This is a genomic window from Paraburkholderia sp., from assembly GCF_047605525.1.
Classification (GTDB): domain Bacteria; phylum Pseudomonadota; class Gammaproteobacteria; order Burkholderiales; family Burkholderiaceae; genus Paraburkholderia.
This window is the reverse complement of record NZ_JASGFN010000006.1, coordinates 225,139-250,244: the sequence shown is the minus strand read 5'-3', so window position 1 is coordinate 250,244 and position 25,106 is coordinate 225,139. Positions and strand designations below refer to the sequence as shown.

Annotated in this window: 25 protein-coding genes; 16 read left to right on the top strand and 9 right to left on the bottom strand. The window is 65.3% G+C overall.

Annotation, left to right across the window (positions count from 1 at the left end):
* Nucleotides 1-115: 115 nt before the first annotated feature.
* The 7 genes from glyA to QM685_RS11415 all read left to right on the top strand — a co-directional run bounded on the left by glyA (nucleotide 116) and on the right by QM685_RS11415 (nucleotide 4,966).
* Complete coding sequence (glyA, locus tag QM685_RS11445) at nucleotides 116-1,363, top strand: serine hydroxymethyltransferase (protein WP_415115833.1); 1,248 nt, start codon at nucleotides 116-118, stop codon at nucleotides 1,361-1,363.
* 6 nt (nucleotides 1,364-1,369) lie between these two features.
* A complete protein-coding gene (gene nrdR, locus QM685_RS11440; protein WP_062124135.1) occupies nucleotides 1,370-1,852 on the top strand; it encodes a transcriptional regulator NrdR in 483 nt (160 codons plus the stop codon).
* Nucleotides 1,853-2,070: 218 nt separating this feature from the next.
* A complete protein-coding gene (locus tag QM685_RS11435; RefSeq protein ID WP_415115831.1) occupies nucleotides 2,071-2,631 on the top strand; it encodes a GspH/FimT family pseudopilin in 561 nt (186 codons plus the stop codon).
* Nucleotides 2,613-3,074, top strand: coding sequence for a type IV pilus modification PilV family protein (locus QM685_RS11430; RefSeq protein WP_415115829.1), 462 nt, complete (start codon nucleotides 2,613-2,615; stop codon nucleotides 3,072-3,074). Before QM685_RS11435 ends, QM685_RS11430 begins: the two co-directional genes overlap by 19 nt.
* The gene (locus tag QM685_RS11425; RefSeq protein ID WP_415115827.1) at nucleotides 3,071-3,877 is read left to right on the top strand and encodes a PilW family protein; all 807 of its coding nucleotides are present in this window, start codon (nucleotides 3,071-3,073) and stop codon (nucleotides 3,875-3,877) included. The genes QM685_RS11430 and QM685_RS11425 overlap by 4 nt, the downstream gene beginning before the upstream one ends.
* A 140-nt stretch (nucleotides 3,878-4,017) precedes the next feature.
* Nucleotides 4,018-4,476, top strand: a complete 459-nt coding sequence (locus QM685_RS11420; RefSeq protein WP_415115825.1) for a hypothetical protein — start codon at nucleotides 4,018-4,020, stop codon at nucleotides 4,474-4,476.
* Between the two features lie 64 nt (nucleotides 4,477-4,540).
* Nucleotides 4,541-4,966 carry a type IV pilin protein gene (locus tag QM685_RS11415; protein WP_415115823.1) on the top strand — a complete coding sequence of 142 codons (426 nt, stop codon included), beginning with the start codon at nucleotides 4,541-4,543 and terminating at the stop codon, nucleotides 4,964-4,966.
* Between the two features lie 86 nt (nucleotides 4,967-5,052).
* On the opposite strand, the gene QM685_RS11410 is transcribed toward QM685_RS11415, so the two are convergent.
* From QM685_RS11410 to QM685_RS11400, 3 genes are all read right to left on the bottom strand, one after another.
* Nucleotides 5,053-5,559, bottom strand: a complete 507-nt coding sequence (locus QM685_RS11410; RefSeq protein WP_415115821.1) for a DUF3318 domain-containing protein — start codon at nucleotides 5,557-5,559, stop codon at nucleotides 5,053-5,055.
* A gap of 161 nt (nucleotides 5,560-5,720) precedes the next feature.
* Nucleotides 5,721-6,110, bottom strand: coding sequence for a phage holin family protein (locus tag QM685_RS11405; RefSeq protein ID WP_415115819.1), 390 nt, complete (start codon nucleotides 6,108-6,110; stop codon nucleotides 5,721-5,723).
* A 135-nt stretch (nucleotides 6,111-6,245) separates the two neighbouring features.
* A complete protein-coding gene (locus tag QM685_RS11400; RefSeq protein WP_415115817.1) occupies nucleotides 6,246-6,548 on the bottom strand; it encodes a DUF883 family protein in 303 nt (100 codons plus the stop codon).
* Nucleotides 6,549-6,895: 347 nt separating this feature from the next.
* Here QM685_RS11400 and QM685_RS11395 point away from each other — a divergent pair, with 347 nt between their 5' ends.
* Nucleotides 6,896-7,534, top strand: coding sequence for a peroxiredoxin (locus tag QM685_RS11395; protein ID WP_415115815.1), 639 nt, complete (start codon nucleotides 6,896-6,898; stop codon nucleotides 7,532-7,534).
* A 139-nt stretch (nucleotides 7,535-7,673) separates the two neighbouring features.
* On the opposite strand, the gene QM685_RS11390 is transcribed toward QM685_RS11395, so the two are convergent.
* Nucleotides 7,674-8,864 (bottom strand): acyl-CoA dehydrogenase, encoded by a 1,191-nt coding sequence (locus tag QM685_RS11390; RefSeq protein ID WP_415115813.1) that lies wholly within the window; start codon nucleotides 8,862-8,864, stop codon nucleotides 7,674-7,676.
* 95 nt (nucleotides 8,865-8,959) lie between these two features.
* Between QM685_RS11390 and QM685_RS11385 the strand changes: the two genes are divergently transcribed.
* Entirely contained in the window at nucleotides 8,960-9,745 is a 786-nt protein-coding gene (locus tag QM685_RS11385) for an IclR family transcriptional regulator (protein ID WP_415115811.1), read from the top strand.
* A 146-nt stretch (nucleotides 9,746-9,891) separates the two neighbouring features.
* Here QM685_RS11385 and QM685_RS11380 read toward each other — a convergent pair whose 3' ends face one another.
* Nucleotides 9,892-10,725: an EAL domain-containing protein gene (locus QM685_RS11380; RefSeq protein ID WP_415115809.1), complete on the bottom strand. Its 834-nt coding sequence runs from the start codon at nucleotides 10,723-10,725 to the stop codon at nucleotides 9,892-9,894.
* 326 nt (nucleotides 10,726-11,051) lie between these two features.
* On the opposite strand from QM685_RS11380, the gene QM685_RS11375 reads away from it, so the two are divergent.
* The 4 genes from QM685_RS11375 to QM685_RS11360 all read left to right on the top strand — a co-directional run bounded on the left by QM685_RS11375 (nucleotide 11,052) and on the right by QM685_RS11360 (nucleotide 15,634).
* A complete protein-coding gene (locus tag QM685_RS11375; RefSeq protein ID WP_415115807.1) occupies nucleotides 11,052-12,422 on the top strand; it encodes an MFS transporter in 1,371 nt (456 codons plus the stop codon).
* A 43-nt stretch (nucleotides 12,423-12,465) separates the two neighbouring features.
* A complete protein-coding gene (gene hmgA, locus QM685_RS11370) occupies nucleotides 12,466-13,824 on the top strand; it encodes a homogentisate 1,2-dioxygenase (RefSeq protein ID WP_415115805.1) in 1,359 nt (452 codons plus the stop codon).
* Nucleotides 13,821-15,119 carry a fumarylacetoacetase gene (gene fahA, locus QM685_RS11365; RefSeq protein WP_415115803.1) on the top strand — a complete coding sequence of 433 codons (1,299 nt, stop codon included), beginning with the start codon at nucleotides 13,821-13,823 and terminating at the stop codon, nucleotides 15,117-15,119. Before hmgA ends, fahA begins: the two co-directional genes overlap by 4 nt.
* Before the next feature lie 128 nt (nucleotides 15,120-15,247).
* Complete coding sequence (locus tag QM685_RS11360) at nucleotides 15,248-15,634, top strand: DUF1493 family protein (RefSeq protein ID WP_415115801.1); 387 nt, start codon at nucleotides 15,248-15,250, stop codon at nucleotides 15,632-15,634.
* Nucleotides 15,635-15,694: 60 nt separating this feature from the next.
* Here QM685_RS11360 and QM685_RS11355 read toward each other — a convergent pair whose 3' ends face one another.
* The 3 genes from QM685_RS11355 to QM685_RS11345 all read right to left on the bottom strand — a co-directional run bounded on the left by QM685_RS11355 (nucleotide 15,695) and on the right by QM685_RS11345 (nucleotide 19,384).
* Nucleotides 15,695-16,855 (bottom strand): MFS transporter, encoded by a 1,161-nt coding sequence (locus QM685_RS11355; protein ID WP_415115799.1) that lies wholly within the window; start codon nucleotides 16,853-16,855, stop codon nucleotides 15,695-15,697.
* Nucleotides 16,856-16,923: 68 nt separating this feature from the next.
* On the bottom strand, nucleotides 16,924-18,081 hold the full coding sequence (locus tag QM685_RS11350; RefSeq protein WP_415115797.1) for an MFS transporter: 1,158 nt from the start codon (nucleotides 18,079-18,081) through the stop codon (nucleotides 16,924-16,926).
* Between the two features lie 472 nt (nucleotides 18,082-18,553).
* Complete coding sequence (locus tag QM685_RS11345) at nucleotides 18,554-19,384, bottom strand: crotonase/enoyl-CoA hydratase family protein (RefSeq protein WP_415115795.1); 831 nt, start codon at nucleotides 19,382-19,384, stop codon at nucleotides 18,554-18,556.
* A 91-nt stretch (nucleotides 19,385-19,475) separates the two neighbouring features.
* On the opposite strand from QM685_RS11345, the gene QM685_RS11340 reads away from it, so the two are divergent.
* Nucleotides 19,476-20,114 carry a plasmid fertility inhibition factor family protein gene (locus QM685_RS11340; RefSeq protein ID WP_415115793.1) on the top strand — a complete coding sequence of 213 codons (639 nt, stop codon included), beginning with the start codon at nucleotides 19,476-19,478 and terminating at the stop codon, nucleotides 20,112-20,114.
* 10 nt (nucleotides 20,115-20,124) lie between these two features.
* Here the strand turns inward: QM685_RS11340 and QM685_RS11335 are convergent, their stop codons facing one another.
* Nucleotides 20,125-21,123, bottom strand: coding sequence for a 2-hydroxyacid dehydrogenase (locus QM685_RS11335; protein WP_415115791.1), 999 nt, complete (start codon nucleotides 21,121-21,123; stop codon nucleotides 20,125-20,127).
* Between the two features lie 489 nt (nucleotides 21,124-21,612).
* Here QM685_RS11335 and aspT (QM685_RS11330) point away from each other — a divergent pair, with 489 nt between their 5' ends.
* Both aspT (QM685_RS11330) and aspT (QM685_RS11325) read left to right on the top strand, forming a co-directional pair.
* On the top strand, nucleotides 21,613-23,295 hold the full coding sequence (aspT, locus tag QM685_RS11330) for an aspartate-alanine antiporter (protein WP_415115789.1): 1,683 nt from the start codon (nucleotides 21,613-21,615) through the stop codon (nucleotides 23,293-23,295).
* 117 nt (nucleotides 23,296-23,412) lie between these two features.
* A complete protein-coding gene (gene aspT, locus QM685_RS11325; RefSeq protein WP_415115965.1) occupies nucleotides 23,413-25,095 on the top strand; it encodes an aspartate-alanine antiporter in 1,683 nt (560 codons plus the stop codon).
* The last annotated feature ends 11 nt before the right edge of the window (nucleotides 25,096-25,106 follow it).

Below are 25,106 nucleotides of genomic sequence, written 5' to 3'. Positions count from 1 at the left end.
GGCGACTCTCCCTTCGCCACGTCTGGGCTGGCATGGCCGCCAGCAGCGCTGCGTACCCTCTACGCAAGATCCGGCGCACGATCCGGTCAACCTGAACACACTCAACGGAACCCGTATGTTTGACAGAGCCCAAAGCACCATCGCCAACGTCGATCCTGAACTCTGGAAAGTCATCGAGCAGGAAAACCGCCGTCAGGAAGAACACATCGAGCTGATCGCGTCGGAAAACTACACGAGCCCGGCCGTGATGGCCGCGCAGGGCTCGCAACTCACGAACAAGTACGCGGAAGGGTACCCGGGCAAGCGCTACTACGGCGGCTGCGAATACGTCGACGTCGCGGAACAGCTCGCGATCGACCGCGTGAAGCAACTGTTCGGCGCCGAAGCCGCCAACGTGCAGCCTAATTCGGGCTCGCAGGCGAATCAGGGCGTGTTCTTCGCGATGCTCAAGCCCGGCGACACGATCATGGGCATGAGCCTCGCGCACGGCGGTCACCTGACGCACGGTTCGCCGGTCAACATGTCGGGCAAGTGGTTCAACGTGGTGAGCTATGGCCTGAACGAAGCTGAAGACATCGACTACGACGCCGCCGAAAAGCTCGCGCAGGAGCACAAGCCGAAGCTGATCGTCGCGGGTGCTTCCGCATTCGCGCTGCGGATTGATTTCGAACGGCTGTCGAAAATCGCCAAGTCGATCGGCGCGTACTTCATGGTCGACATGGCGCACTACGCGGGTCTCGTCGCCGCGGGCGTCTATCCGAACCCGGTGCCGCACGCCGACTTCGTCACCACCACCACGCACAAGAGCCTGCGTGGTCCGCGCGGCGGCGTGATCCTGATGAAGGCCGAGTTCGAGAAGCAGATCAACTCGGCGATTTTCCCGGGCATTCAGGGCGGTCCGCTGATGCACGTGATCGCCGCCAAGGCCGTCGCGTTCAAGGAAGCGCTGTCGCCGGAATTCAAGGCATATCAGCAGCAGGTCGTCGACAACGCGCGCGTGCTCGCTGAAACGCTGGTCAAGCGCGGCCTGCGCATCGTTTCGGGCCGTACGGAAAGCCACGTGATGCTGGTCGACCTGCGCGCGAAGAAGATCACCGGCAAGGCCGCGGAGGCGGCGCTGGGCGCGGCGCATATCACGGTCAACAAGAATGCGATTCCGAACGATCCGGAAAAGCCGTTCGTGACCTCGGGCATCCGTCTCGGCTCGCCGGCCATGACCACGCGCGGCTTCGGCGTGAAGGAAGCCGAGCAGGTCGGCAACCTGATCGCCGACGTGCTGGACAACCCGGAAGACGCCGCGACGATCGAGCGCGTGCGCGCGCAGGTCGCCGAGCTGACCCAGCGCTTCCCGGTCTACGGCTAAGCCGCCATGCATTGTCCCTTCTGCCGTCACGCCGATACGCAGGTCGTCGACTCGCGCGTATCCGAAGACGGCGCGACGATTCGCCGGCGGCGCCGCTGCCCGGCCTGCGACAAACGTTTTACGACGTATGAGCGGGTCGAGCTGGCGCTGCCGTCGGTCGTCAAGAAGGATGGCACCCGCACCGAATTCGATCGCCGCAAGATTGTCGCGAGCATGCAACTGGCGCTGCGCAAGCGTCCGGTTGCGGTGGACGAGATCGAAGCGGCGGTCGCCCGCATCGAATATCAATTGCTCGGCAGTGGCGAGCGCGAGGTGCGCAGCGAGCGCCTCGGCGAACTCGTGATGAACGAGTTGCGCGCGCTCGACACGATCGCCTATGTCCGTTTCGCTTCCGTGTACCGGCGCTTCGAAGACGTCTCCGAATTCGAGGACGTGATCGAGGAATTCCGCCGCGCTTCTTCTCCTCCCAAGCCTTCCCGCAAGCGCTGAACGCAGACGCATCGCGTCTTGCCCGCGCGCATCCGCATTGATCGTTTTGCGCATTTCGCGCGTTCTTTTCCGCATCGCCACCTCCGCTTGCCTGATGTTCGCCGCATGTATTGTTGCGCGCGATAGCGTCTGAATGCCACCTGGCCGTTCGGCCGATTGTCGGGCCGTTTGCAAATCGCTAGATTGGCTGCATCCGTTCGAAACGTTCAGAGATGCAGATGAAACACGATGCGATTCGCCGGCCGTCACGCGCCGGCTTCACGCTTGTCGAAACGCTGGCCGTGATCGCGCTGCTGGTCGTGATTGCCGTGATGGCGACGCCGTCGTTCGTTGCGTGGCACATGCGCGATCAAGTGGATGCTCGCGCGAGGGTGCTGCTGTCGACGTTCGCCTACGCACGCAGCGAGGCGCTACGCCGGGGCGCGCGCGTCACGGTGTGCCGCGTCGACGCGGCGCGCGTTTGCCTCGCCGCGGGGCAATCATGCGGCGACGGCATCGCTGACTGGGCTTGTGGCTGGGCTGTGTTCGTGGAGCGTGGCGACACGCTGGCACTGCTTCGTGCGCAACCGTTGCTTGCGGCGGTGAGCATCACCGGCGTGCAAACCGATATGACGTTCACACCGCCAGCGGGGCAACTGATCGGCGCTTTCCGCAATTTCGATATCGCGCCGCGAAATCCGTCCGCGGCGATGCAGGGGAATCCGTGGCGGCGCTGCATTCGTATTGCGTCGGGCGGCCGCGCGCGAATTTCGGAGGGCGCATGCGCAGCGGCTTCGTGACGCGGATTTCGTCGCGTACTCATGTGCGCCAATGCGCGCTGGCCTGCGGCGGTAGCTCACTGATCGAAGTGATGCTGGCTGTCGCGCTGGTCGCGGTGACGGCGCTGGGTTTGATCGCCGCTCAGGTGTGGATCGCGCGCGAAGCTCGCGCGATGACGATGCGCGAAAGCGCCGCGTGGATAGCCGACTCGGTTGCCGAAGCGATGAGCGTGCCGTCCGCGAGCGATGGCGTACTCAACCAATGGAGCCAGCGGGCAAGCATTCTTCTGCCGCGCGGCGAGGCATCGATAGGCGAGAGCGGCGCGGTGGCGACAGCACGCGTGACCTGGGCAGCCGTACAAGACAGGCCGGGCGCCGGCGATGTGATCGATAAGCCGGAGTCTTGCGGCGGCATCGATGTTCCCGCTGGTTCTTCCTGTGTCGCCTTGGCGTTTGCGAAATGAGGTGGTGGCGTGGTGCGCGTGGCCACACGCTCGTCGAGTTCGTGATCGCGATGGCGTTGGGACTGATCGTGACAGCAGGCGCGATATCGCTCTACACGACGCAGCGTAGTGCATTCGAGCGCGCGAGCAATGCGACGCGAATGCGCGAAGCCGGTCTGACCGCGCTGATGCTGATCGGTCCGCAATTGCAGATGGCCGGCTTCGTTCCCGCCGGCGTCGTCGGCTACAACGCGCCGTCTCCGTTGTTCGGTTGTTCGGGCGGACGTCCGACCGGCGCCGCCGATAGTCCTGGCTGCACCACCTTGAGCACCGGCTCGGATGGTGTTGCGATCCGCTATGTCGGAGACGGCGTGTCCACGTGGCCATCGTCTAGCGGGCAGATAACCGACTGCGTGGGGCAGGGCGTCAAGAGCAGCGACGCGGCGCTCGGCAGCGAGGGCGTGCCGGTGGTCAACCGCTACTTTGCCAACGTCAGCGAATCGACCGGCGAGCCGGAGCTCTATTGCGACGGCAACGGTAACGCGGGATCCGCGCAACCACTGGTGGAGGGTGTCGAACGGGTGCGCTTGCGCTACTGGCTGGCCGGCGCTCCCGTTGCGATCGACGCATCGGCGGTACCCGCGGATCAGTGGACCAACATCGTTGCAGTCGATCTCTGCGTGATCGTGCGCGGGGCACCCCAAGGACAGCGCTCGCGCTATGTCGATTGCGACGGTGTGAGCACGCTCGGCACCGACTTGCGGCCGCGACAGGCGTTTTCGCGTCGCGTCGCGCTGCGTAATCGCACGGAGAGTTCGTCGTGACGGTTCGCAAAGGAATAACCCGGTGCCGCCGCGCGTGCGGGACGCGCGGCGAGCGCCGCGGCAAGCCGCGCGACTCGAGCAGGCTCCATTACCGAAGCCGTGCTTCACGCGTTCGCCAACGCGGTGTCGTTCTACCGATCGTGCTACTGATTTCGGCGATGATGCTGGCCACGTCGGCGGTCTGGTTCGAAACATCACTGGCAGCCGCGCGCGCGGCGACCAACGCGCGCGATTATTTGCAGGCCTTTCACGCGGCGGATGCCGCGTTGACCTTATGCGAGCGCAGTGTCCTTGCAACGGGCAGCGACGCGCTCGCACCGCCGCTTGCATCCGGCGAGCCTGTTCAATGGATGCTCGAAACCGCGTTCGAAGCCGGCGCCATCACGCCTGTCGCGCAATGGCCCGGATCGGAGCGCGCGCCTCAATGCCTGATCGAGCCCTGGCGGCTGACGAGTCGCGAGGGCGCAACCGCTTATCTGCTGAGCGCGCGCGGCTTTGGCCGGACTAGCGAGTCGCAGGTCTGGTTGCAGATGGAACTGGTGATCGAGGGCGGCGCGGTCGAACGTCATTGGCGGCGCGTCGCCGCAAGACCATTCTGAAGTGCATTCTGACGGGAGGGGCATGGCGAGGCCGAATACATCCACATCCACATCCGCATTCACATTGACGTCCACGTCCGCATTCACGCTGATCGAATTGATGATTGCGCTGGCGATTGTGGCAACGCTGGCCGTATTTGCAATTCCTTCTTATCACCGTCACATTGCGCGAACGCATCGTATCGATGCGGCATCCGCGCTGTATCGGGCGGCGCAGTTCGTCGAGGGCGCAGCGAGCGGCGATACGCCGGCATTGCCCTCGGGTCTCGATCAGGCGCCGCAATTCGGCACACCGATCTACCGTCTGCGCGTGCTGCCCGCGGACGACACGAATGGCGGCTATGCGATCGAAGCGACGCCGGCGCAAGCCGGCCCGATGCGCGACGATGCGTGCGGCATTTTCACGCTCGATGCGACTGGATTGCGCGGTAACAGAAACGAAGCGGGCGGTTCGGCGCCCGCAACCAGTGAATGCTGGAACACGGCGTAGGGATTGAGATTCGTCGCGGTCGACAGCCCGGATCGACAATCGCCAATAGTCAGTAGCAACTGTTAGCAAGCAACTGCCGGCAATCACTAATAACCGCTGTCGGTCGACTCAGCCTTCGCGACAGCGGACTGCGCAGTCGCGGCCGCCTCCGCGGCAGTTCTGGAATCTCTCTTCATCTGCTGCCAGATCCGCAACGCTTCCCACGCGGCGAGTGCAAGGCTGCCCCACTTCAGTGCGGGCTTGGCGCTGGCCATGACGGTTGCGCGCAGCGGCTTGGCGAGCAGCACCGAAATAATCGAGCTGACGAACGGATATTGTTTGAGCAGCGCGCCGAGGGTCCCCGCGTTGATCACGCTCGCCTTCGAGCCCTTGCCCATGCGTACGCCGCCGAAGCCCGGAACGATGAACCTGAGCCAACTGAAATGCGTGACCGCCTGGCGCAGATCCAGGGTGGCCTGCGCGAGCTCCACGCGCTCGACATCCGAGCGCACTAGCAGGAGTTCCTTGCGCAACGCCCGCAGGTGCGGCGCGCTCAGATCTTTCGACGGATGGCGCTGGTGGCGAAATGCGGTATCGGGACGGGGCTGGCTCATGGCGTGTCGGCGGCAGTGGAGATGAGGCGATCAAATACGATCAAACGCGATTTGCGGCAAATGACCGGGGCAGGCAACGAGCGGACAACCCAGCCGTTCGCTCGCAAACTTCAACGAAATCAACGAAGGCCTCCAATGCTCGATGCGTGCCGCCTTCCACGTCAATCACGGTTGCGAAACGCGTCGCGGTCTTTTTCGAACTCGGCGATGGTCGCTTCGAACACCATCGGCGCGTTGCGCAAACCGCTGCGCGCTTTCAGCGCACAGGTGAGGCCGGCAATCGCATAGACCGCGGTGATGCCGGCGAGCGCCTGCCAGCGGTACGTGTCCCAGAAGGCAATGGCGATCAGCGCGGTGAGCGCGATCAGCGCCATCGTGGCGAGCATCATGGCGGCAAGACCGAGAAACAGCACGCCTAGCAGACGGTCTTTTTCCTCGGCGAGTTCGATGCCCACCAGTTCGAGCCGCGTCTGCAGAATGGCAAACACGGAACTGATAATGCGGCGCAACGGACTGTGTTCTGCGCGCTGCGATTGTGTTTCGGTTCTCATGGCTGTGGTGGGCATTGCGCGTGAAGGCCTAACCGGCGCGCAAGCGCGCCAGCAGAAGCGGACCGGCGAGATACGCGCCGGTCCGCCCGACTTGCCGGTGCGCCGGAGCTGCTTTTTCCGGCGGTCGCACCAGCCTTACTTGCGATTGATCAACAGACCGATCAGCACGCCGACACCGGCTGCGATGCCGATGGACGCCCACGGATGCTCGTGCACGTAGTCGTCGGTGGCGCGAGCGGCCTTCTTGCCTTTCTCGACCACCACGACCTGTACGTCGGCAGCCTTTTCCCTGGCCTGCTTCAGACGCGTCAGCGCGGTTTCCCGCAGTTCCGACGCGCGCTCGCCGGTTGCGCTCGCGGCCTGTTTCAGCAGGTCTTCAGCGTCCGCGAGGACGGTTTTGATATCCGACATCAATCTCTCCTTGTTGACTTCCGACATTGACAGCTCCCCTTGGTCTCACGCTACGCGTAAATCGTAACCAAAGAAACGGCCGCTGGCGAGCACAGTACCGGTTGCTTGCAGCCGACGCACGAACCATTCCCGGTATCGCCAGGCGTCGGCGCAGCCGTTTGAGGGCAGTCTGCTCCAGATCGGTGGTAGATGGAGTTGATCTGTCCCGCAAAGTTTCCTCCAATTGGGAGAAAATTACAAAAACGCATAAGGTAGTGACGCGATGTTTGTTCGTCACACATCACCGCTCCCGTATGCTTTAGCTTTGCGGATTTCGCGGGCAAGCGCCCGCATAGAACGTCCGGATACTTTCCGGACACCAAAAGGAGATGCACATGAGTCTACGTCTTGGCGACATTGCGCCGGATTTCGAGCAGGAGTCGAGTGTCGGCCGTATCAGGTTTCATGAGTGGCTCGGCGACAGTTGGGGCGTGCTGTTCTCGCACCCCGCCGACTTCACGCCGGTCTGCACGACCGAGCTCGGCCTGACCGCCAGGCTGGCTGGCGAATTCGAAAAGCGCAATGTGAAGACGATCGCGTTGTCGGTCGATAGCGCCGAGTCGCACAACGAGTGGATCAAGGACATTAATGAGACGCAGGCGGCCAATGTCGGCTTTCCGATTCTCGCGGACGGCGACCGCAAGGTATCCGAGCTGTACGACATGATTCATCCGAACGCGAACGAGACCCTGACGGTCCGCTCGCTGTTCGTGATCGATCCGAAAAAGAAGGTGCGTCTGATCATCACGTATCCGGCGAGTACCGGCCGCAACTTCGACGAAGTGTTGCGCGTGATCGACTCGCTGCAACTGACCGACAATCACTCGGTCGCGACGCCGGGCAACTGGAAGCAGGGCGATGACGTCGTGATCGTGCCGTCGCTGAAGGACGAAGAAGTCATCAAGCAGAAATTCCCGAAGGGCTACAAGGCGCTGCGTCCGTATCTGCGCATGACGCCGCAGCCGAACAGGTAAGCGGCCGAGGGGCGGCGCGACGCTTGCCGCAACGAGAAAAGCCGGTTCTTTCGAACCGGCTTTTCTCATCTCGCGGCTGAAATCGTCAGCCGCTGTCAGCACTACCCACGCGCGTCGCGCATCGGTCAGGCATCAGACATCAGAAGAATGCCTGAATACCCGTCTGCGCGCGGCCAAGAATCAGCGCGTGAACGTCATGCGTGCCTTCGTACGTGTTCACGACTTCGAGATTCACCAGATGGCGCGCGATGCCGAACTCGTCCGAGATGCCATTGCCGCCGAGCATGTCGCGCGCGAGGCGGGCGATGTCGAGCGCCTTGCCGCACGAATTGCGCTTCATGATCGACGTGATTTCGACGGCAGCGGTGCCTTCGTCCTTCATGCGGCCGAGGCGCAACACGCCTTGCAGGCCGAGCGTGATTTCGGTCTGCATGTCGGCGAGTTTCTTCTGGATCAACTGGTTCGCGGCGAGCGGGCGGCCGAACTGCTTGCGATCGAGCACATACTGACGCGCGGTGTGCCAGCACGCCTCGGCGGCGCCGAGCGCACCCCAGGCGATGCCGTAGCGCGCCGAATTCAGGCACGTGAACGGACCGCGCAGGCCGCTCACGCCCGGCATGATGTTTTCTTCCGGCACGAACACTTCGTCGAGCACGATTTCGCCGGTGATCGACGCACGCAGCCCTACCTTGCCGTGGATCGCCGGCGCCGACAGACCCTTCCAGCCCTTCTCGAGAATGAAGCCGCGGATGTTGTCCTTGCCGTTTTCCTCGAGTTTCGCCCACACGACGAACACGTCGGCGATCGGCGAATTGGTGATCCACATTTTCGAGCCCGACAGCGAGTAGCCGCCGTCGACCTTCTTCGCGCGCGTGACCATGCCGCCGGGATCGGAACCGTGGTTCGGCTCGGTCAGGCCGAAGCAGCCGATCCACTCGCCGCGCGCGAGCTTCGGCAGATATTTGTCCTTCTGCGCATCCGAGCCGAATTCGTAGATCGGCACCATCACGAGCGACGACTGCACCGACATCATCGAGCGGTAGCCGGAATCGACGCGCTCCACTTCACGCGCGATCAGGCCGTACGCGACATAGTTCAGGCCGGGGCCGCCGTACTGTTCAGGGATGGTCGGGCCGAGCAGGCCGAGTTCGCCCATTTCGCGAAAGATCTCGATGTCGGTCTTCTCGTGGCGGAACGCCTCGAGCACGCGCGGCTGCAGCTTGTCCTGCGAGTAAGCCGCAGCGGCGTCGCGCACCATGCGTTCGTCTTCGGTGAGCTGCTGATCCAGCAGCAACGGGTCTTCCCAGTGAAACTGCGCGGCTACGGCCATGACGTATCTCCTGATTTCCTGCTCAGAACAAGCTTGACTTGAGTTCCGCTGTACGAAACAATGTTTTGCAAACGACGACAGAGTGTACCACCGTTATGACACTGCCTTCCACTTTCTCCGCTCCGCTCGACGAACGCAAATTCGTCGTGGCTCTCGCGCGCGGGCTGGACCTGCTGCGCGCGTTCAAGCCGGGCGAAACGCTGCTCGGCAATCGCGATTTCGTCGAACGCACCGGTTTGCCGAAAGCGACCGTCAACCGCCTCGCGTACACGCTGACCGTGCTCGGCTATCTGCGGCTCGACGACACGCACGGCAAATATGCGCTCGACGCGGGCGTGCTGTCGCTCGGCTTCGCGCTGCTGTCGGGCACCGACACGCTGGAGCTCGCGCGGCCGCATCTGCGCAGCTTCGCGCGCGAGGTCGGCGCGGCGGTGTCGCTCGGCTGCCGCGACGGACTCGACGTGGTGTATCTGGAGACGATCCGCAGCGAAACGGCGCTGACGCTCGGACTCGCGTCCGGCTCGAAACTGTCGATGCTGACGAGTTCGATGGGCCGCGCGTACCTCGCCGTGCAGCCGCCCGACGCGCGCATCGCGCTGTTGGCCGAGCTCAGGAAAGCGGCCGGCAAGGCGGGAGCGATGCTCGTCGCCGAGGCCGAAAAGGAAATCGCCGCGTTCGCGACCGAGCGCTGCTGCTATTCGTTTCGCGCGTGGCACGACGACGTGAACGCGGTCGCGGTGCCGTTTCGCGAGCCGCGCGAAGGGCGCTGGCTCGTGCTGAGTTGCAGCGGGCCGGCGTCGTCGATGGGGGAGGAGGTGTTTCGCGAGAACGTCGCACCGCGCCTGAAGGCGCTCGCGCGGCGGTTGGGGGAGACGGACTGACGCGAGCTCGTGGTGCTTTGGCGAGCATCGTCAGGCCGGAAGAGCGCGAAGGCCGCATAAAAAAGGCCGCATAAAGCGCCTTACCGAAACAACGCGCGTTGTTATCGAAGCCGCATCAGGACAATACCAGGGCCGCCCCAGCTTCGTCACGCCGCCCGGTCGTGATAATGCGCGGTGAACAGCGGCCCCTGCACGAATCTCACGTCGTACTGCTGCAGCGCGAGGAACTGCGCTTCATCCATGACACGATTGAAAATCAGCGGCACGCGCAGCCGGCTCGCGTAGCCGACCAGCGGCTTCACCGTCGCGTCGCGCAAGGCGATCGCGGCATCCATCTTGATGAAGTCGAGCCGCGCCGTTTCCGACACCGACAGAATCTGTCCCGCGTTCGACAGATTGCCCGCCACCTTGAACCCGTAGTGCTGGTAGCTCCTCGTCAGATAGCCGAGGAAGGTCTTGTGCGCGACCGCCGCCGCCGGCAGTTCGATCACGATCCGCGACGGGTTCAGGCCGAACGACGTCAGCACACTCGAAAAATGCCGGCCATGGTCGTACTTCACGCTCTTCAGGAGCCGCTCGTGCACGCGCAGAAACAGCAATCCGTGCCGCTGCGCGCCGAAGAAATTGATCGCGTGCAGCGCGCGCGACATGCGGTCTAACGCGACCAGTTGCTGATCGTCGGCGATCCGGTCGAACGGGTCGAACACGTCGAACGGCGGCGTGTCGAGCCGATGCGCGACAGCCTGAAAGCCGAGTTCGTCGCCGAACCGGTCCACCCCTTCCGCACCCGACGACAACGACTGCGCGAGCGCATGCACGCTGATATCGAAGATCGGCTCGTAGGCGCTGGCGAGCTCGACGCCGTCGAAGCGCGCCAGCGCGATGCCGCCATGCGCGCCTTGCCCCATCACCAGATGCTCGCCGAGAAACGGGTGATGAGCGGCGCGGGCGATCAGATCGGGGATGGTCGGCGGAATCATGAAGGCGAATGAATGGCGACGGTGGGGGCGCCCGAGGCGCGTGGCGGCGCAGCGGGATTGCCGCATGCATTGATGGTAGCAGTCCGCGCCGCGCGGATATGAACAAAATGTTCATAACGTTAGTGGCTGAACCCCCGTGGCGACGCGCTGCGCGCGATATCGAAGCCGGTCGGCGCACCGGTTCCCAGGGTATACGCTAATTTCACTATTCGTAATTAGTTTTACTATACGTAAATTGCAGCGCGACAGCGATGGGCGGAAATGCGTGCGCCCTGCATGTGCGCCACGAGTGCAATCGCTCGTGCATGAAATCAGGAGACGACCCAATGAGTGCCAAACCCGCCGCGGCTCACGCCGCCGCCAACGTAATCGAAGTCGAACACGTGCTCGCCGAAACGCATCGCCCGGCTTTTCAGGGGATGCTGCTCGCGCTCTGCGGGCTGTGTCTGCTGATCGACGGCTTCGACGCGCAGGCGATGGGCTATGTCGCGCCGAGCGTGATCGCCGAATGGCATGTCGCGAAGACGTCGCTCGGGCCGGTCTTCAGCGCGAGCCTGTTCGGCATGCTGCTCGGCGCGCTCGGGCTATCGGTGCTGGCCGACCGCATCGGCCGCCGCCCGGTGTTGATCGGCGCGACGTTGTTCTTCTCGCTGTCGATGCTCGCCACGCCGTTCGTCTCGACGATTCCCGCGCTGATCGCGCTGCGCTTCATCACCGGCCTCGGGCTCGGCTGCATCATGCCGAACGCGATGGCGCTGGTCGGCGAATTCTCGACGCCCGCGCATCGCGTGAAGCGCATGATGCTGGTGTCGTGCGGCTTCACGGTCGGCGCGGCGGTCGGCGGCTTCGTCAGTGCCGCGCTGATTCCGGCCTACGGCTGGCGCGCGGTGTTCTGGGTGGGCGGCGCGGTGCCGTTGCTGCTCGCGTTCGCGATGCTGGCGCTGTTGCCGGAATCGCTGCAGTTTCTGGTGCTGAAGGGTCGCGCCGAGCGCGCGGCGAGCTGGCTCGCGAAGTTCAACCCGGCGTTGCGAATCGACGCGAACACGCGCATCGTGGTGCGCGAAAAGCGCAACGACGGCGCGCCGGTCGCCGAGCTGTTCCGCGCGGGCCGCGGGCCGGTCACGGTGATTCTGTGGGCGATCAGCTTCATGAACCTGATCGTGCTGTACTTCCTGTCGAACTGGCTGCCCACCGTGATGCGCGACGCGGGCTACACGCCGGGCACCGCGGTGATCGTCGGCACCGTGCTGCAGACGGGCGGCGTGATCGGCACGTTGCTGCTCGGCTGGTTTATCGAGCGCATGGGATTCGTGCGCGTGCTGTTCGCGTGTTTCGCGGTTGCGGCATTCGCGGTCGGCACGATCGGCGTGGTTGCACATGCGTTGCCGTGGCTGCTGCTCGTCGTGTTCGCGGGCGGCTTCTGCGTGGTCGGCGGACAGCCCGCGGTCAACGCGCTCGCCGGGCATTTCTATCCGACCGCGCTGCGCTCGACCGGCATCGGCTGGAGTCTCGGCATCGGCCGGATCGGCTCGGTGATCGGGCCGCTCGTCGGCGGTCAACTGATCGCGCTGAACTGGTCGAATGCGGCGCTGTTCCATGCGGCGGCCGTGCCGGTGCTGTGCTCCGCGCTGCTCGTCGTCGCGCTCGCGGGCGTGACGCGGCAACGCAGCCGCGCGTCCGAAGCGGAACCGGCCTGACTGGAATGATCGGGTATTAACCGGGAATCAACGGAGAACCTGTATGGATACCTCAACACGTATGCCGGCTGCGGCGCGCTTGCGGCCTGAAATCGAGCCCGGCTATCAATCGGGTTTTGCGAACGAGTTCGCGACCGAGGCGTTGCCGGGCGCGCTGCCGGGCGGCCGCAATTCGCCGCAGCGCGCGGCCTATGGTTTGTACGCCGAGCAGATTTCGGGCACCGCGTTCACGGCGCCGCGCGGCCACAACCGCCGCTCGTGGCTGTACCGGATTCGCCCGGCGGCCGTGCACAAGCCGTTCACGCCGTTGGCATCGGAGCGGCTCGTCGCGAACTTCGGCGCGACTTCCGCCGACGTACCGCCGACGCCGCCGAACCAGTTGCGCTGGGATCCGCTGCCGATGCCCAGCGCGCCGACCGATTTCATCGACGGCTGGGTGACGATGGCGGGCAACGGCTCGGCCGAAGCGATGAGCGGCTGCGCGATTCACCTGTACGCGGCGAATCGCTCGATGCAGGACCGTTTCTTTTACAGCGCCGACGGCGAGCTGCTGATCGTGCCGCAGCAGGGGCGCTTGCATATCGCGACCGAAATGGGCCGCCTCGATGTCGAGCCGTTCGAGATCGCGGTGATCCCGCGCGGCGTGCGCTTCGCGGTGAGCCTGCCGGACGGCAACGCGCGCGGCTATATCTGCGAGAACTTCGGCGCGCTGCTGCGTCTGCCGGACCTTGGGCCGATCGGCTCGAACGGCCTCGCCAATCCGCGCGATTTCCTCACGCCGCATGCCGCGTACGAAGATCGCGAAGGCGCGTTCGAACTCGTCACGAAGATGAACGGCCACCTGTGGCGCGCGGACATCGGCCATTCGCCGCTCGACGTCGTGGCGTGGCACGGCAACTACGCGCCGTACAAATACGATTTGCGCCGCTTCAACACGATCGGCTCGATCAGCTACGACCATCCGGACCCGTCGATCTTTCTGGTGCTGCAATCGCAAAGCGACACGCCGGGCGTCGATACGATCGACTTCGTGATCTTCCCGCCGCGCTGGCTCGCCGCCGAAGATACGTTCCGCCCGCCGTGGTTCCATCGCAACGTCGCGAGCGAATTCATGGGCCTCGTGCACGGCGTGTACGACGCGAAGGCCGAAGGCTTCGTGCCGGGCGGCGCGAGCCTGCACAACTGCATGACGGGTCACGGCCCCGACGCCGATACGTTCGAGAAAGCATCGCACGCCGATACGTCGACGCCGAAAAAGGTCGACGACACGATGGCCTTCATGTTCGAGACGCGCACCCTGATCAAGCCGACCCGTTTCGCGCTCGAAACCTCGCAACTGCAGGCGCATTACTACGACTGCTGGCAAGGCCTCAGGAAACACTTCAATCCGGAGCAACGATGAACGCGGTAAACGACCTTCAGGCGACGCTCGATCCGTCGCGCAAGAGCTGGGTCGAGTCGGCCAACGATTCGGCGAGCGACTTCCCGATCCAGAACCTGCCATTCGGCATCTTCAGCGATCGTCAGAACGATGCGCGCCGTGTGGGCGTGGCGATCGGCGATCAGATCGTCGACCTCGCCGCGTTGCAGGCCGCGGGTCTGCTGAGCGCGCCGGCGCCGGGCGTATTCGCGCGCGATGCGCTGAACGACTTCATCGCGCTCGGCCGCGACGCGTGGCGCAGCGTGCGCATCCAGTTGAGCCTGCTGCTCGCGCGCGAGTCCGCGATGTTGCGCGACGATGCCGCGTTGCGAGCAAAGGTCCTCGTGAACCGGGCCGATGCGCGGCTGCATCTGCCGGTGCGGATTCCCGGCTACACCGATTTCTATTCGTCGAAGGAGCACGCGACCAACGTCGGCTCGATGTTCCGCGATCCGAAGAATGCGCTGCTGCCGAACTGGTCGGAGATGCCGATCGGCTACAACGGACGCGCGTCGTCGGTGGTGGTGAGCGGCACGCCGGTGCATCGTCCGAACGGTCAACTGAAGCTGCCGGACCAGGAGCGTCCGGTGTTCGGCGCATGCCGCAAGCTCGATATCGAACTGGAGACGGGCTTTATCATCGGCGGCGGCAATGCGCTGGGCGAGCCGATCGCGTGCGAGGATGCCGAGGCGCACATCTTCGGCATGGTGCTGCTCAACGACTGGAGCGCGCGCGACATCCAGCAATGGGAATACGTGCCGCTCGGCCCGTTCAACGCGAAGACCTTCGCGACGACGATCTCGCCGTGGGTCGTCACGCTCGATGCGCTCGAACCGTTTCGCGTCGCGCAGCCGGTGCAGGAGCCGCAGCCGCTCGCATATCTGCGGCACGATGGCGAGCATGCGTTCGATATCCACCTCGAAGTCGCGTTGCGTCCTCAACATGCGCGGCAAGCGAGCACGATCGCGCGCACGAACTTCAGATACATGTACTGGACGATGGCGCAGCAGCTCGCGCATCACACGGTGTCGGGCTGCAATACGCGCGTCGGCGATCTGATGGGCTCGGGCACGATCAGCGGACCGGCTGAGGATTCGTTCGGCAGCCTGCTTGAACTCACGTGGAACGGCAAGAAGCCGCTCGAGTTGAAGGAGGGCGGCACGCGGACGTTTATCGAGGATGGCGATGAGTTGACGTTGACCGGCTGGTGTCAGGGCGACGGGTATCGCGTCGGGTTCGGCGCATGTGCTGGAGAGATTCTGCCGGCGCGGGGTTGAGCGCGGAGCAGGGGCAACGGGCAAGGGCCGGCATCGTGATGCCGGCCCTTGCTGTTTGTGCGAACCGCTTGGGTGATCAATTGTGCAAAGCGCTTTCAACAGGCTTGTGAAACCAGAGGACCAAATCAATGATGCAACCACAGGAAGTTTCGGCTGACCTTGCCGCGTTCATTCGCGAGGAGGCTGGAATTTCAGAAAAGAGAGCAATCCGGTCATCAAGTGTGATTGAGGAAGATTTCGGTATCACCGGGGATGATGCCGACAACTTCATGGACGCTTTTTCCAGACGCTTCAATGTTCAGCCCGGCGATTTCGATCTCAACAGATATTTCGAAATGGAGGGATTCGGTGGGCTGCTGTTCTTTATCACGAACTGGCTTCGCAAAAGGTGGGGCATAAAGAAATACGAAAAACGGCAGCCGCTCACCGTGGCGATGCTCCAGCACGCGATCGACCTCGGCGTATGGGACAGTCAGCGTTTAATGGAATGGGACGGACAGCGCGACGGCGAGTGACCTGGACGCGCCATTAGCAGACAAGCTTTCTTCGACTGTCTGCTGCCAGTCGAACGAACGTCATCCCACCGCCCGCGCCGTCACCCGCCGCTTTTCCCACCACGCGGCCACGAGAAACGCGAGCGCCGCGCAAAGCAGCACGCCGACCACCGCGTCATTGCCGACGGTCTTCATCAACGCGCCGGCGACGAGCGGGCCGCCGAAGCTCGCCGCGCCCCACGACGCGCCGACCAGCGAACTCGCCGACACCAGCGCCGCACCCCGAAAGCGCTCTCCGCAGGCGACGAGCGACAGCGTATAGATTGCGCCCGCCGCCGCGCCGAGTACATACAGCAGCGGCCAGCGCAGCCACGGCGAACTCACCGCCCACGGCAGCAGCGGTAGCAGCGCGACGACCGCGATCCCGCAGCCGATGTGCACGCGCTCGCGCCCGAGCCGATCGGCGAGCCAGCCGATCGGAAACTGCATCGTCGTATCGCCGAGCAGCAGCGCCGACGCGAACAGCACGGCCACCTCGGTCGTCATCCCGTGCGCGATCGCGAAGAGCGGCAGCAACGACAGCGCGATCGTATCGAAGAGCGCGAAAAAGCCGGTGCCGATCACGAGCGCGGGCATCCGCGGCAGCACGCGGCGCCAGCCGCCATGCTCGGCGTGCTCGTCGCTGGACGCGTGCGGCGCGGCGCGGATCGTCGCGAGCAGTGGCAGCGCGAGCAGGAAGATCGCGCCGCACGCGAGGAAACGCCCCTGCGTGAAGCCGGCGATCTGGCTCACCAGCACCGGCCCCGACATCTGGAACAGCGTGAAATTGGTCGCGTAAATTGCGATCACGCGGGCTCGCGACGCGTCGTCGGCCAACTGGTTGACCCACGCTTCGCCGATCGTGAACAGCAGCATCAGCGCGGCGCCGCACAGCACGCGCAGCAGCGCCCAGAGCCACAGGTTCGCGGTGAGCTGCATCAGCGCGGTCGCGCACGCCACGACGAGCACCGCGCCGACGATCACCTGGCGCCCGCCGAAGCGCGCCGCGATCCAGCCGGCGAGCGGCACGACCGCGAGACCGCCGCCCGCCTGCGCGGCGGTCAGCAGGCCGACTACGTCGGTGCCGTAGCCGGCTTGCGCGAGCGCGACAGAAGTGAGCGGGAGCGTCGCGCCGCTGCCGAGTCCGACGACGGCGACGCTGAGAATGAGCGCGAGGAAATCGCGAGTGAAGATGACTTTCATCGGCCGGGATGCTACTACGGCCGGGGATGATTGGCACCCGGCGGGGCCGCCCGCCGGATTAGCCCGGATTAGCCCGCCACCGCCAGCCGCCGGTCGATCGACACCGACCACAACGTCAGCAGCAACGCGCCCAAGGCGGTCACGACCCCCACCCACGGCAACATCGTCAGCGGCGCGCCCGCGCCGATCGCCATGCCGCCGAGCCATGCCCCGGTCGCGTTGCCGAGGTTGAAGGCGCCCTGGTTCAGCGTCGACGCCAGATTCGGCGCATGACTCGCGCGATCGACGATCAGCATCTGCAGCGGCGGCACGATCGCGAACGCAAGCACGCCCCACGCGAAGACCGTCAGCATCGCCGGAATGCGCGCGTGCATCGTGCCCGCGAACACGCACAGGATCACGACGATCGCGAGCAGGAACGCGAGCAGCGACGGCATCAGCCGCCAGTCCGCGAGCTTGCCGCCGAGCGTGCTGCCGACGGTCAGGCCGAGGCCGAACAGCAGCAGCACGAGCGTGACCGCATGCGGCGTAAAGCCGGTCACGTCCTCGAGAATCGGCGTGATGTAGGTGAAGGTCGAAAAGAGGCTCGCCGACGCGAGCACGCTGATGCCGAGCACCATCAGCACCTGCGGGTTCTTCAGCACGCTGAATTCGCGCACGAGGCTCGCCTCGTGCATCTCGATCTTCGCGGGCAGGCACACGGCGAGCGCGGCCGCCGCGATCACGCCGATGCCGGTCACCGCCCAGAACGTCGCGCGCCAGCCGGCCGCCTGGCCGAGCGCGGTGCCGAGCGGCACGCCGAGCACGTTGGCGAGCGTGAGGCCGGTGAACATCAGCGCGATCGCCTGCGCGCGGCGGTTCGGCGCGACGAGCCCCGCCGCGACCACCGAGCCGATGCCGAAGAACGCGCCGTGGCAGAACGCGGTGACGATGCGCGCGGCCATCAGCACCGCGTAGCCCGGCGCGACCGCGCACAGCAGATTGCCGACGATGAACACGCCGATCAGGCTCATCAGCGCCTTCTTGCGCGGCATGTTGGCGACCGCGATCGCGACGATCGGCGCGCCGATCGTGACGCCGAGCGCATACGCGGACACCAGCATGCCGGCGGCCGGGATCGACACGGACAGATCGCGCGCGACGTCGGGCAGCAGCCCCATGATGACGAACTCGGTGGTACCGATTCCAAATGCGGCAACGGCAAGAGCAAGCAGGGGCAAAGGCATGGCGATGATGGGGCGTGAAGCATGAAGCGGCGCATGGGCGACGCGCCGGGCGGCGCGCGGGCGTCGTTGCGACGGCAACACCTGCGCCGGATAAGGGGAAATCAGTAGGGGATTCTACCTAAGTCAAAACTGGCGTGCTGGCAGGCGCGAAAGCTGTTGTTTTTTGCGGAAAGCGTGGGGAAAGCGGCGGCGCGGGCAACGGGCGCCGGCGCGTCACCGCGCGAGGTTGCGCCTGAGCGCCGCGCAACCCGCATCCATTAGCGGCTCGACCACGGCGCTGCGCTCGTCGGGCTTGAAGTCGCTGATCCAGATCACGCGGCAACGCCCAAGTTGTAACGGGCACCACCTGCAGCGTCGTGTGATGATGCTCGAAGCGTCCGCCGCCCACCGTATAGGCGAGCCGCATGCGGGCATCGTCGATGCCGTTTACGCGTGCGCGCATACAACGCGCCGGTCCTGGGGAATCTTGACGTTACTTCGACTTCGCTGGGCCGTCCGGCCCGAACGTTTCGCCGTGCCGCCCCGCGCCGGAAGCAAACCGCGCCGCACCGCCCACGCCTTCGGCGAATACCGCCTCGTAACCGCCCGCGCCCTCGCGCCGCAGCGCCTCGGCGAGCTCGTCGAGCGCGCTGTTTTCCAGTGCCGAGCGGCGGTCGGCGAGCAGTGCCGCCTGCGGAAACGCGGCCAGCTCGGCGGCCAGTTGCTCGGCTGCCGCGCGTGCTTCGCCCTTCGGCACGACGCGATTGGCGAGCCCGAACGAGAGCGCTTCGCGCGCATCGACCGCGCGGCCGGTCAGGATCAGATCGAGCGCGCGCGACAGCCCGATCAGACGCGGCAGACGGATCGTGCCGCCATCGATCAGCGGAATCCCCACGCGCCGGCAGAACACGCCGAGCACCGCGTCTTCCTCGACGACGCGCAGGTCGCACATGGCGGCGAGTTCCAGTCCGCCGGCCACCGCATGACCGGCGATCGCGGCGATCACCGGCTTGTTCAAGCACATGCGCGTCGGCCCCATCGGGCCGGGGCCGCTGCCGTCGGCGTGCAGCTCGTTGCGGCGCGCGTCGTCGGCGAGCGCGCTCAGGTCTGCGCCCGCGCAAAAAGTGCCGCCCGCGCCGAACAGCACCGCCACGCGCCACGCGGGCTCCGCCTCGAAGCGGCTGAACGCGGCGCCGAGCGCTTCGGCAATCTGGCGATCGACCGCATTGCGCCGCGCCGGCCGATCGAGGACGATCGTTGCGATGCCTTTGTCGTCATTCGACTCGATACGCACATGGTTATTGAAATGCTGGGTAGGTATCATCGTTATGTACCTTGAAGATCGGTGCTTGCCTGTTTTTATCCGGGCAGCGTTGCAGCACGCTCATGCAGCGTAATTAATCCGGTGGGCTGTCATGTTTCTTTCACATCCGGCTCGTAGCGTTAGCGCTCTATTGATGCGCTGGCGGCCTTTCGCCAGCTTGCCGAGCCTGCCTTTGTCCCTGTCTTTGTCCCTGCCTTTGCCCAATTCATCGCCGGCCGCCGCGCCGGGCTGCGCCGAAACGGTCTGGATCGTGCCGTTGCGCGAGCATGCATGGTACGACCATGTGCGCCTGAAACGCGTATTCGTGACCGACGGCACGCGCCATCAGGTCGTACTCGTCGATCTGCGCAAACTGCTCGTATGCGCGGATCGCGACAAAACCGACTATGTGCTCAAGCCGGTCGCCGAATGGCATGCGGGCAAGGTGCGCGGCATTCGCGAGTTTCTCGATCCCGACAGTCCGCGCATTCCGCAGATGCCGTACGTGACGATTTCGACCCGTCGCGCGCCGGGTCTGCTCGGCTGGCTGGGTGTCGAGCGCGAGGGCGTGGTGGCGTTTCGCAACGGCCAGCATCGCGCGCGCTATCTGGCCGAGGCGGGCGCGCGCTGGTGTCCGGTCGAAGTGCACGAGCGCGAGGCAACGCTGCTGCGCGAACTGTGCGGCGCCGCCGACGACGCCCGCACGGCGATCCGGGCGACCCAGATGAGCGGCGAGGGCGGCAGCATCTAGCCTGGCAGCTCTACCCCGCCGCCTGCACGACGTTGCGCGGCGTACCCGCGTGCCAGGCCGCGATATTGCCGAGCGTGGTCTGCGCGATCTCGGTCATCGCCTCGCGGGTGAAGAACGCCTGGTGAGCGGTGACGATCACGTTCGGGAACATCAGAAGACGCGCGAGCACGTCGTCCTGCAGCGGCAGATTCGAATGATCCTCGAAGAAGATGCCGCCTTCCTCCTCGTACACGTCGAGCCCGAGATGGCCGAGCTGGCCGTCCTTCAGCGCGCGGACCAGCGCGTTCGCCTCGACGAGGCCGCCGCGCCCGGTGTTGATCAGCATCGCGCCGCGCTTCATCTTCGCGAGCGCCGCGCCGTCGATCAGGTGATAGGTCGCCGGCAGCAGCGGGCAATGCAGACTGACGACGTCCGCTTCGGCGAGCAGCGTATCGAGCGGCACGTAGCGCGCGCCGAGCGCGAGCAGGTCGGCGGCGGCCGGGCCCGGATCGTGCGCGAGCACCTGCATGCCGAAGCCCGCCATGATGCGCCCGAACACCCGGCCGATGATGCCGGTGCCGATCACGCCGACCGTCTTGCCGTGCAGATCGAAGCCGAGCAGCCCGTGCAGCGAGAAGTCGCCCTCGCGGGTGCGCGCGACCGCGCGCGGCAAGCGGCGGTTCAGCGCGAGGATCAAACCGACCGCATGTTCGGCGACCGCGTGCGGCGAGTAGGCCGGCACGCGCGCGACCAGCATGCCGAGCCGCTCGGCCGCCGCGAGATCGACGTGATTGAAGCCCGCCGAGCGCAGCGCGATCATGCGCGCGCCGCCCGCGTGAAGCCGCTCGAGCGTGGCCGCGTCGACGGTGTCGTTGACGAACGGGCAGACCACTTCGTAGCCGTGCGCGAGGATCGCGGTCTCGCTGTCGAGATGGGATTCCTGGAAGTGCAGTTCGTAGCCGTGCGCGGCGTTGGCTTCGGTGAACGTGTCGATGTCGTACTGGCGGCTGCTGAACAGGATCATGCGCATATCGGGCTCCGGGGAAGACATGTTTTGAAGCATGTTTTCAGGCGTGTTTCGGACGGATTTCAGAGGTGTTTTGCGAAGTCGGTTTCCGGTAATGAAAAGAACATTGACAGGGGTACGGAACTGCAATATTGCTTGACAGATATTGCGGGCACGCATGTTCAATCATGCTGCAAGAAATTGGCCAATAGCAGCTTATCTTTTTCACGATGTTAGGCGACTTCGCGAGGAAAAAGTGACTGTCGGGCTTGCGGGAATCAATCCGGTGCCTGTCCCGCCGCGCGGTGCGTATAAAGGGGTATCCGTCCAGACGCGCGGTTGCGCCGTTCTCTTTCCATCTCCGCTTTTTTCCGCTTTTTCCGTTGCCGGCAATTCAATGCGTGATACATGACGCGTGATAACGGAATCTTCTGGTGTCAAACGGATTGATCCGGTTTTCCAGCAGTCGGTGGTCTGTTTTCTGCTAATTAACCTGTTAATCGGCGAACCAACATGATCGGTGAATTGCTGAGATCGCAACCGGAAATCGCGCTTTTTGCGTGTCTCGCGATCGGCTATTTCATCGGCTCGTTTCGCATCGGCCCGATCCAGTTGGGCGGTGTATGCGGCACGCTGATCGTCGCGCTCGTGCTCGGCCAGAGCGGCGCGCGCATCTCCCCCGATCTGAAGAACACCGCGTTCGCGCTGTTCATTTTCGCGCTCGGCTTTACCGGCGGTCCGCAGTTCGTCGCGAACATCGGGCGCGGCTGGCGCTATGGCGTGCTGTCGCTGATCGAGATCGTGTCGGTGCTCGCGCTGATCCTGATCGCTGTCAGCGTGATGCGGCTCGACATCGGCACCGCGGCCGGCCTGCTCGCGGGCGCGGCGACCGAATCGGCGGTGATCGGCACCGCGTCCGAGGCGATCTCGCGGCTCGGTCTCGCCGACACGGAAACACTGCGTTTGCAGGCCAATATCGTAACCGCGTACAGCGTCAGCTACCTGTTCGGGCTGGTCACGATCGTGCTGTTCACGAGCCAGTTCGCGCCGCTGCTGCTGCGTGTCGATCTGCGCGACGAAGCCGCGTGCGTGTGGCGCAAGCTCGGCGGCGAGGGTGCGTTCAGCGACGGACAGCGGGCGGCGGCACCGGCGCTGGTGGGCCGCGCGTTTAGCGTCGGCGCGGCCGATGGCATCACCGTGCGCGCGCTCGAAGCGCGCTCCGGCTACCACCTGACCGTCGAACAGATCGAGCGCGACGGCGCGAAGCTGCCGGTCGCGCCGGAGCTGCGGCTCGCGTCCGGCGATCTGGTGCTGGTGGCCGGCAGGCGCGCGGCGATCGTCGAGGCGGCGGCGAGCGTCGGCGACGAAGTGGCCGGCCCGGGTTTCGCCCGGTTCGCGGTGGAACGGCTCGACGTCGTGCTGACGCGGCGCGACGCGCACGGCATGACGGTCGCGCAGTTGCGCGCGCAGGCGAAGCCGGAAAACGCGCGCGGCGTCTATATCGCGGCGGTCACGCGGCTCGAATCGACGATCCCCGCGCTGCCCGGCACCGAGCTCAATCGCGGCGACGTGCTGACGATCGTCGGCGCGAAAGCCGATGTCGAGCGCGGCGCGAAGCGTCTCGGCTACATCCTGCCCGCGACGCAGCAAACCGACTTCGTCTATCTCGGCCTCGGCGTGCTGGTCGGCATGGCGATCGGCCGGCTCGGCGGCACGATCGGCGGCGTGACGCTCGCGCTCGGCACCGGCGGCGGCTGTCTGCTGTCGGGTCTGCTGTTCGGCTGGATCCGCTCGCGCTATCCGCTGGTCGGCTCGCTGCCGTCGGCGGCCGCGCAGATCATCAAGGACTTCGGACTCGCGACGTTCATCGCCGCGGTCGGTCTGTCGGCCGGACCCGACGCGATCAGGCTGGTGCGCGAATACGGGCTCGCGCTGCCGGTGGCCGGCATCCTGATGGTGCTCGTGCCGGGCCTGCTGTCGCTGTGGATCGGCCACGCGTTCCTGAAGCTGGAGGCGCCGATGCTGCTCGGCGCGATCGCGGGCCAGCAGTGCAGCACGCCGGCGATCAGCGCGCTCGTCGGCGTGACCGGCAACTCGACGCCGGTGATCGGCTACACGATCACCTATGCGCTGTCGAACATCCTGTTGCCGTTGATGGGGCCCGTGGTGGTGGGGCTCGCCGGCAAGCTCGGCTAGCGGGGCCTGCCACGTTTGCCGTATCCGCGTCGCCGCGCACGCGGAAGATGAGGCGGCCGCGCCACGAGCGCGCGCCGCATCCAGTAACCGGTATTGCCAACTAATAGCGAGGGCATGATGGACTGGCTACACAGCATCTTTCATAAATCACCCGAGATGGCGCTGTTCCTGTCGCTTGCGGTCGGCTATTTCATCGGGCAGATCAACTTCGGCAAGTTCCAGTTGGGCGGCGTGGGCGGCTCGCTGCTCGCCGCGGTGGTCATCAGCCAGGCGGGCGTGACGATCGACAACGGCGTGAAGGCGGTGATGTTCGCGGTGTTCATCTACGCGGTCGGCTACGACTCCGGGCCCGGCTTCTTCAACTCGCTGAACCGCAAGACACTGCGCGAAATCGCGATGGCGGTGTTTCTCGCGGTCAGCGCGCTGATTACCGTGGTGGTGTGCGCGAAGCTGTTCCATCTGAACAAGGGGCTCGCGGCCGGGCTCGCGGGCGGCGCGCTCACGCAATCGGCGATCATCGGCACCGCCGGCGACGCGATCGCGCGGCTCGGCCTGCCCGCCGATCAGGTCAAGTCGCTGCAGTCGGACGTCGCGATCGCGTATGCGGTGACCTACGTGTTCGGCTCGCTCGGCGCGATCATCGTGTGTGTGAACATCCTGCCGAAGTTCATGGGCCAGGGCCTGCGCGAGGCGTCGATAGAAGCGGAGCGCGAGCTCTCGTCGGGCGCGACGTCGCACGGGCCGGGGCAGGTGCTCGCGTTGCCCGATCTCGTCGGGCGCGCGTACCGGATCGATTTCAGCGCCGGCAAAACGGTGAAGGCGGTCGAGACGCTGCACGAAGATCTGCTGACGGTCGAGCGCATCAAGCGCGGCGGCCAGCAGATCGAGCCGGCGCCCGATTTCACGTTGCAGGACGGCGATATCGTGCTCGTCGTCGGGCGCCGCGAGGCGGTGGTCGCATTCGGCGCGAACGGCAACGAGGTCGCCGATGCCGAGGACATCGGTGTCGTGATGCAGACGCGCGATGGCGTGTTCACGCGCAAGGGCATGAATCACACGACGATCGCCGCCGCGCGCGAAGTGGTGGATCGCGACATGCGGCACGGCGTATATATCCAGGCGGTGTCGCGCGCCGGGCAGCCGCTGCCAGTGCTGCCGGAAACCGAGTTGCAGCACGGCGACGTGATCACCTTCTACGGCTCGCCGAAAGACACCAAACGCGCGGTCGACTCCGCCGGCTACGAGCTGCCGTACAGCAACAAGACCGACTTCATCTACATGGGCGTCGGCCTCGTGATCGGTCTGCTGATCGGCCTGATCGTCGTCGATGTCGGCGGCGTGCCGCTCACGCTAGGCTCGGGTGGCGGCTGCCTGCTGGCGGGCCTGCTATTCGGCTGGATGCGCGGCAAGCATCCGATGTATGGCGCGATGCCGTCGGCCGCGTCGCAATTGCTGAAGGACTTCGGCCTCGCCGCGTTCGTCGCGGTGGTCGGGTTGAATTCGGGCTTGCAGGCGGTGGTGACGGTCAAGCAGAGCGGCGTGACGATTTTCCTGCTCGGCGTGTTCGTCACGCTGTTCCCGCTGCTGCTGACGATGCTGTTCGGCCGCTACGTGCTGCGCTACAACAACGCGGCGATTCTGGCCGGCGCGCTGTCGGGCTCGCGCAGCGCGAACCCGGCGTTCGGCGGCGTGCTCGACAAGGCCGAGAGCGCGGTGCCGACCGTGCCGTTCGCGATCACGTACGCGATCGCGAACGTCGCGCTGACGCTGCTCGGCCCGCTCGTGGTCGGGCTCGTGTAGCGCGCGTGCCG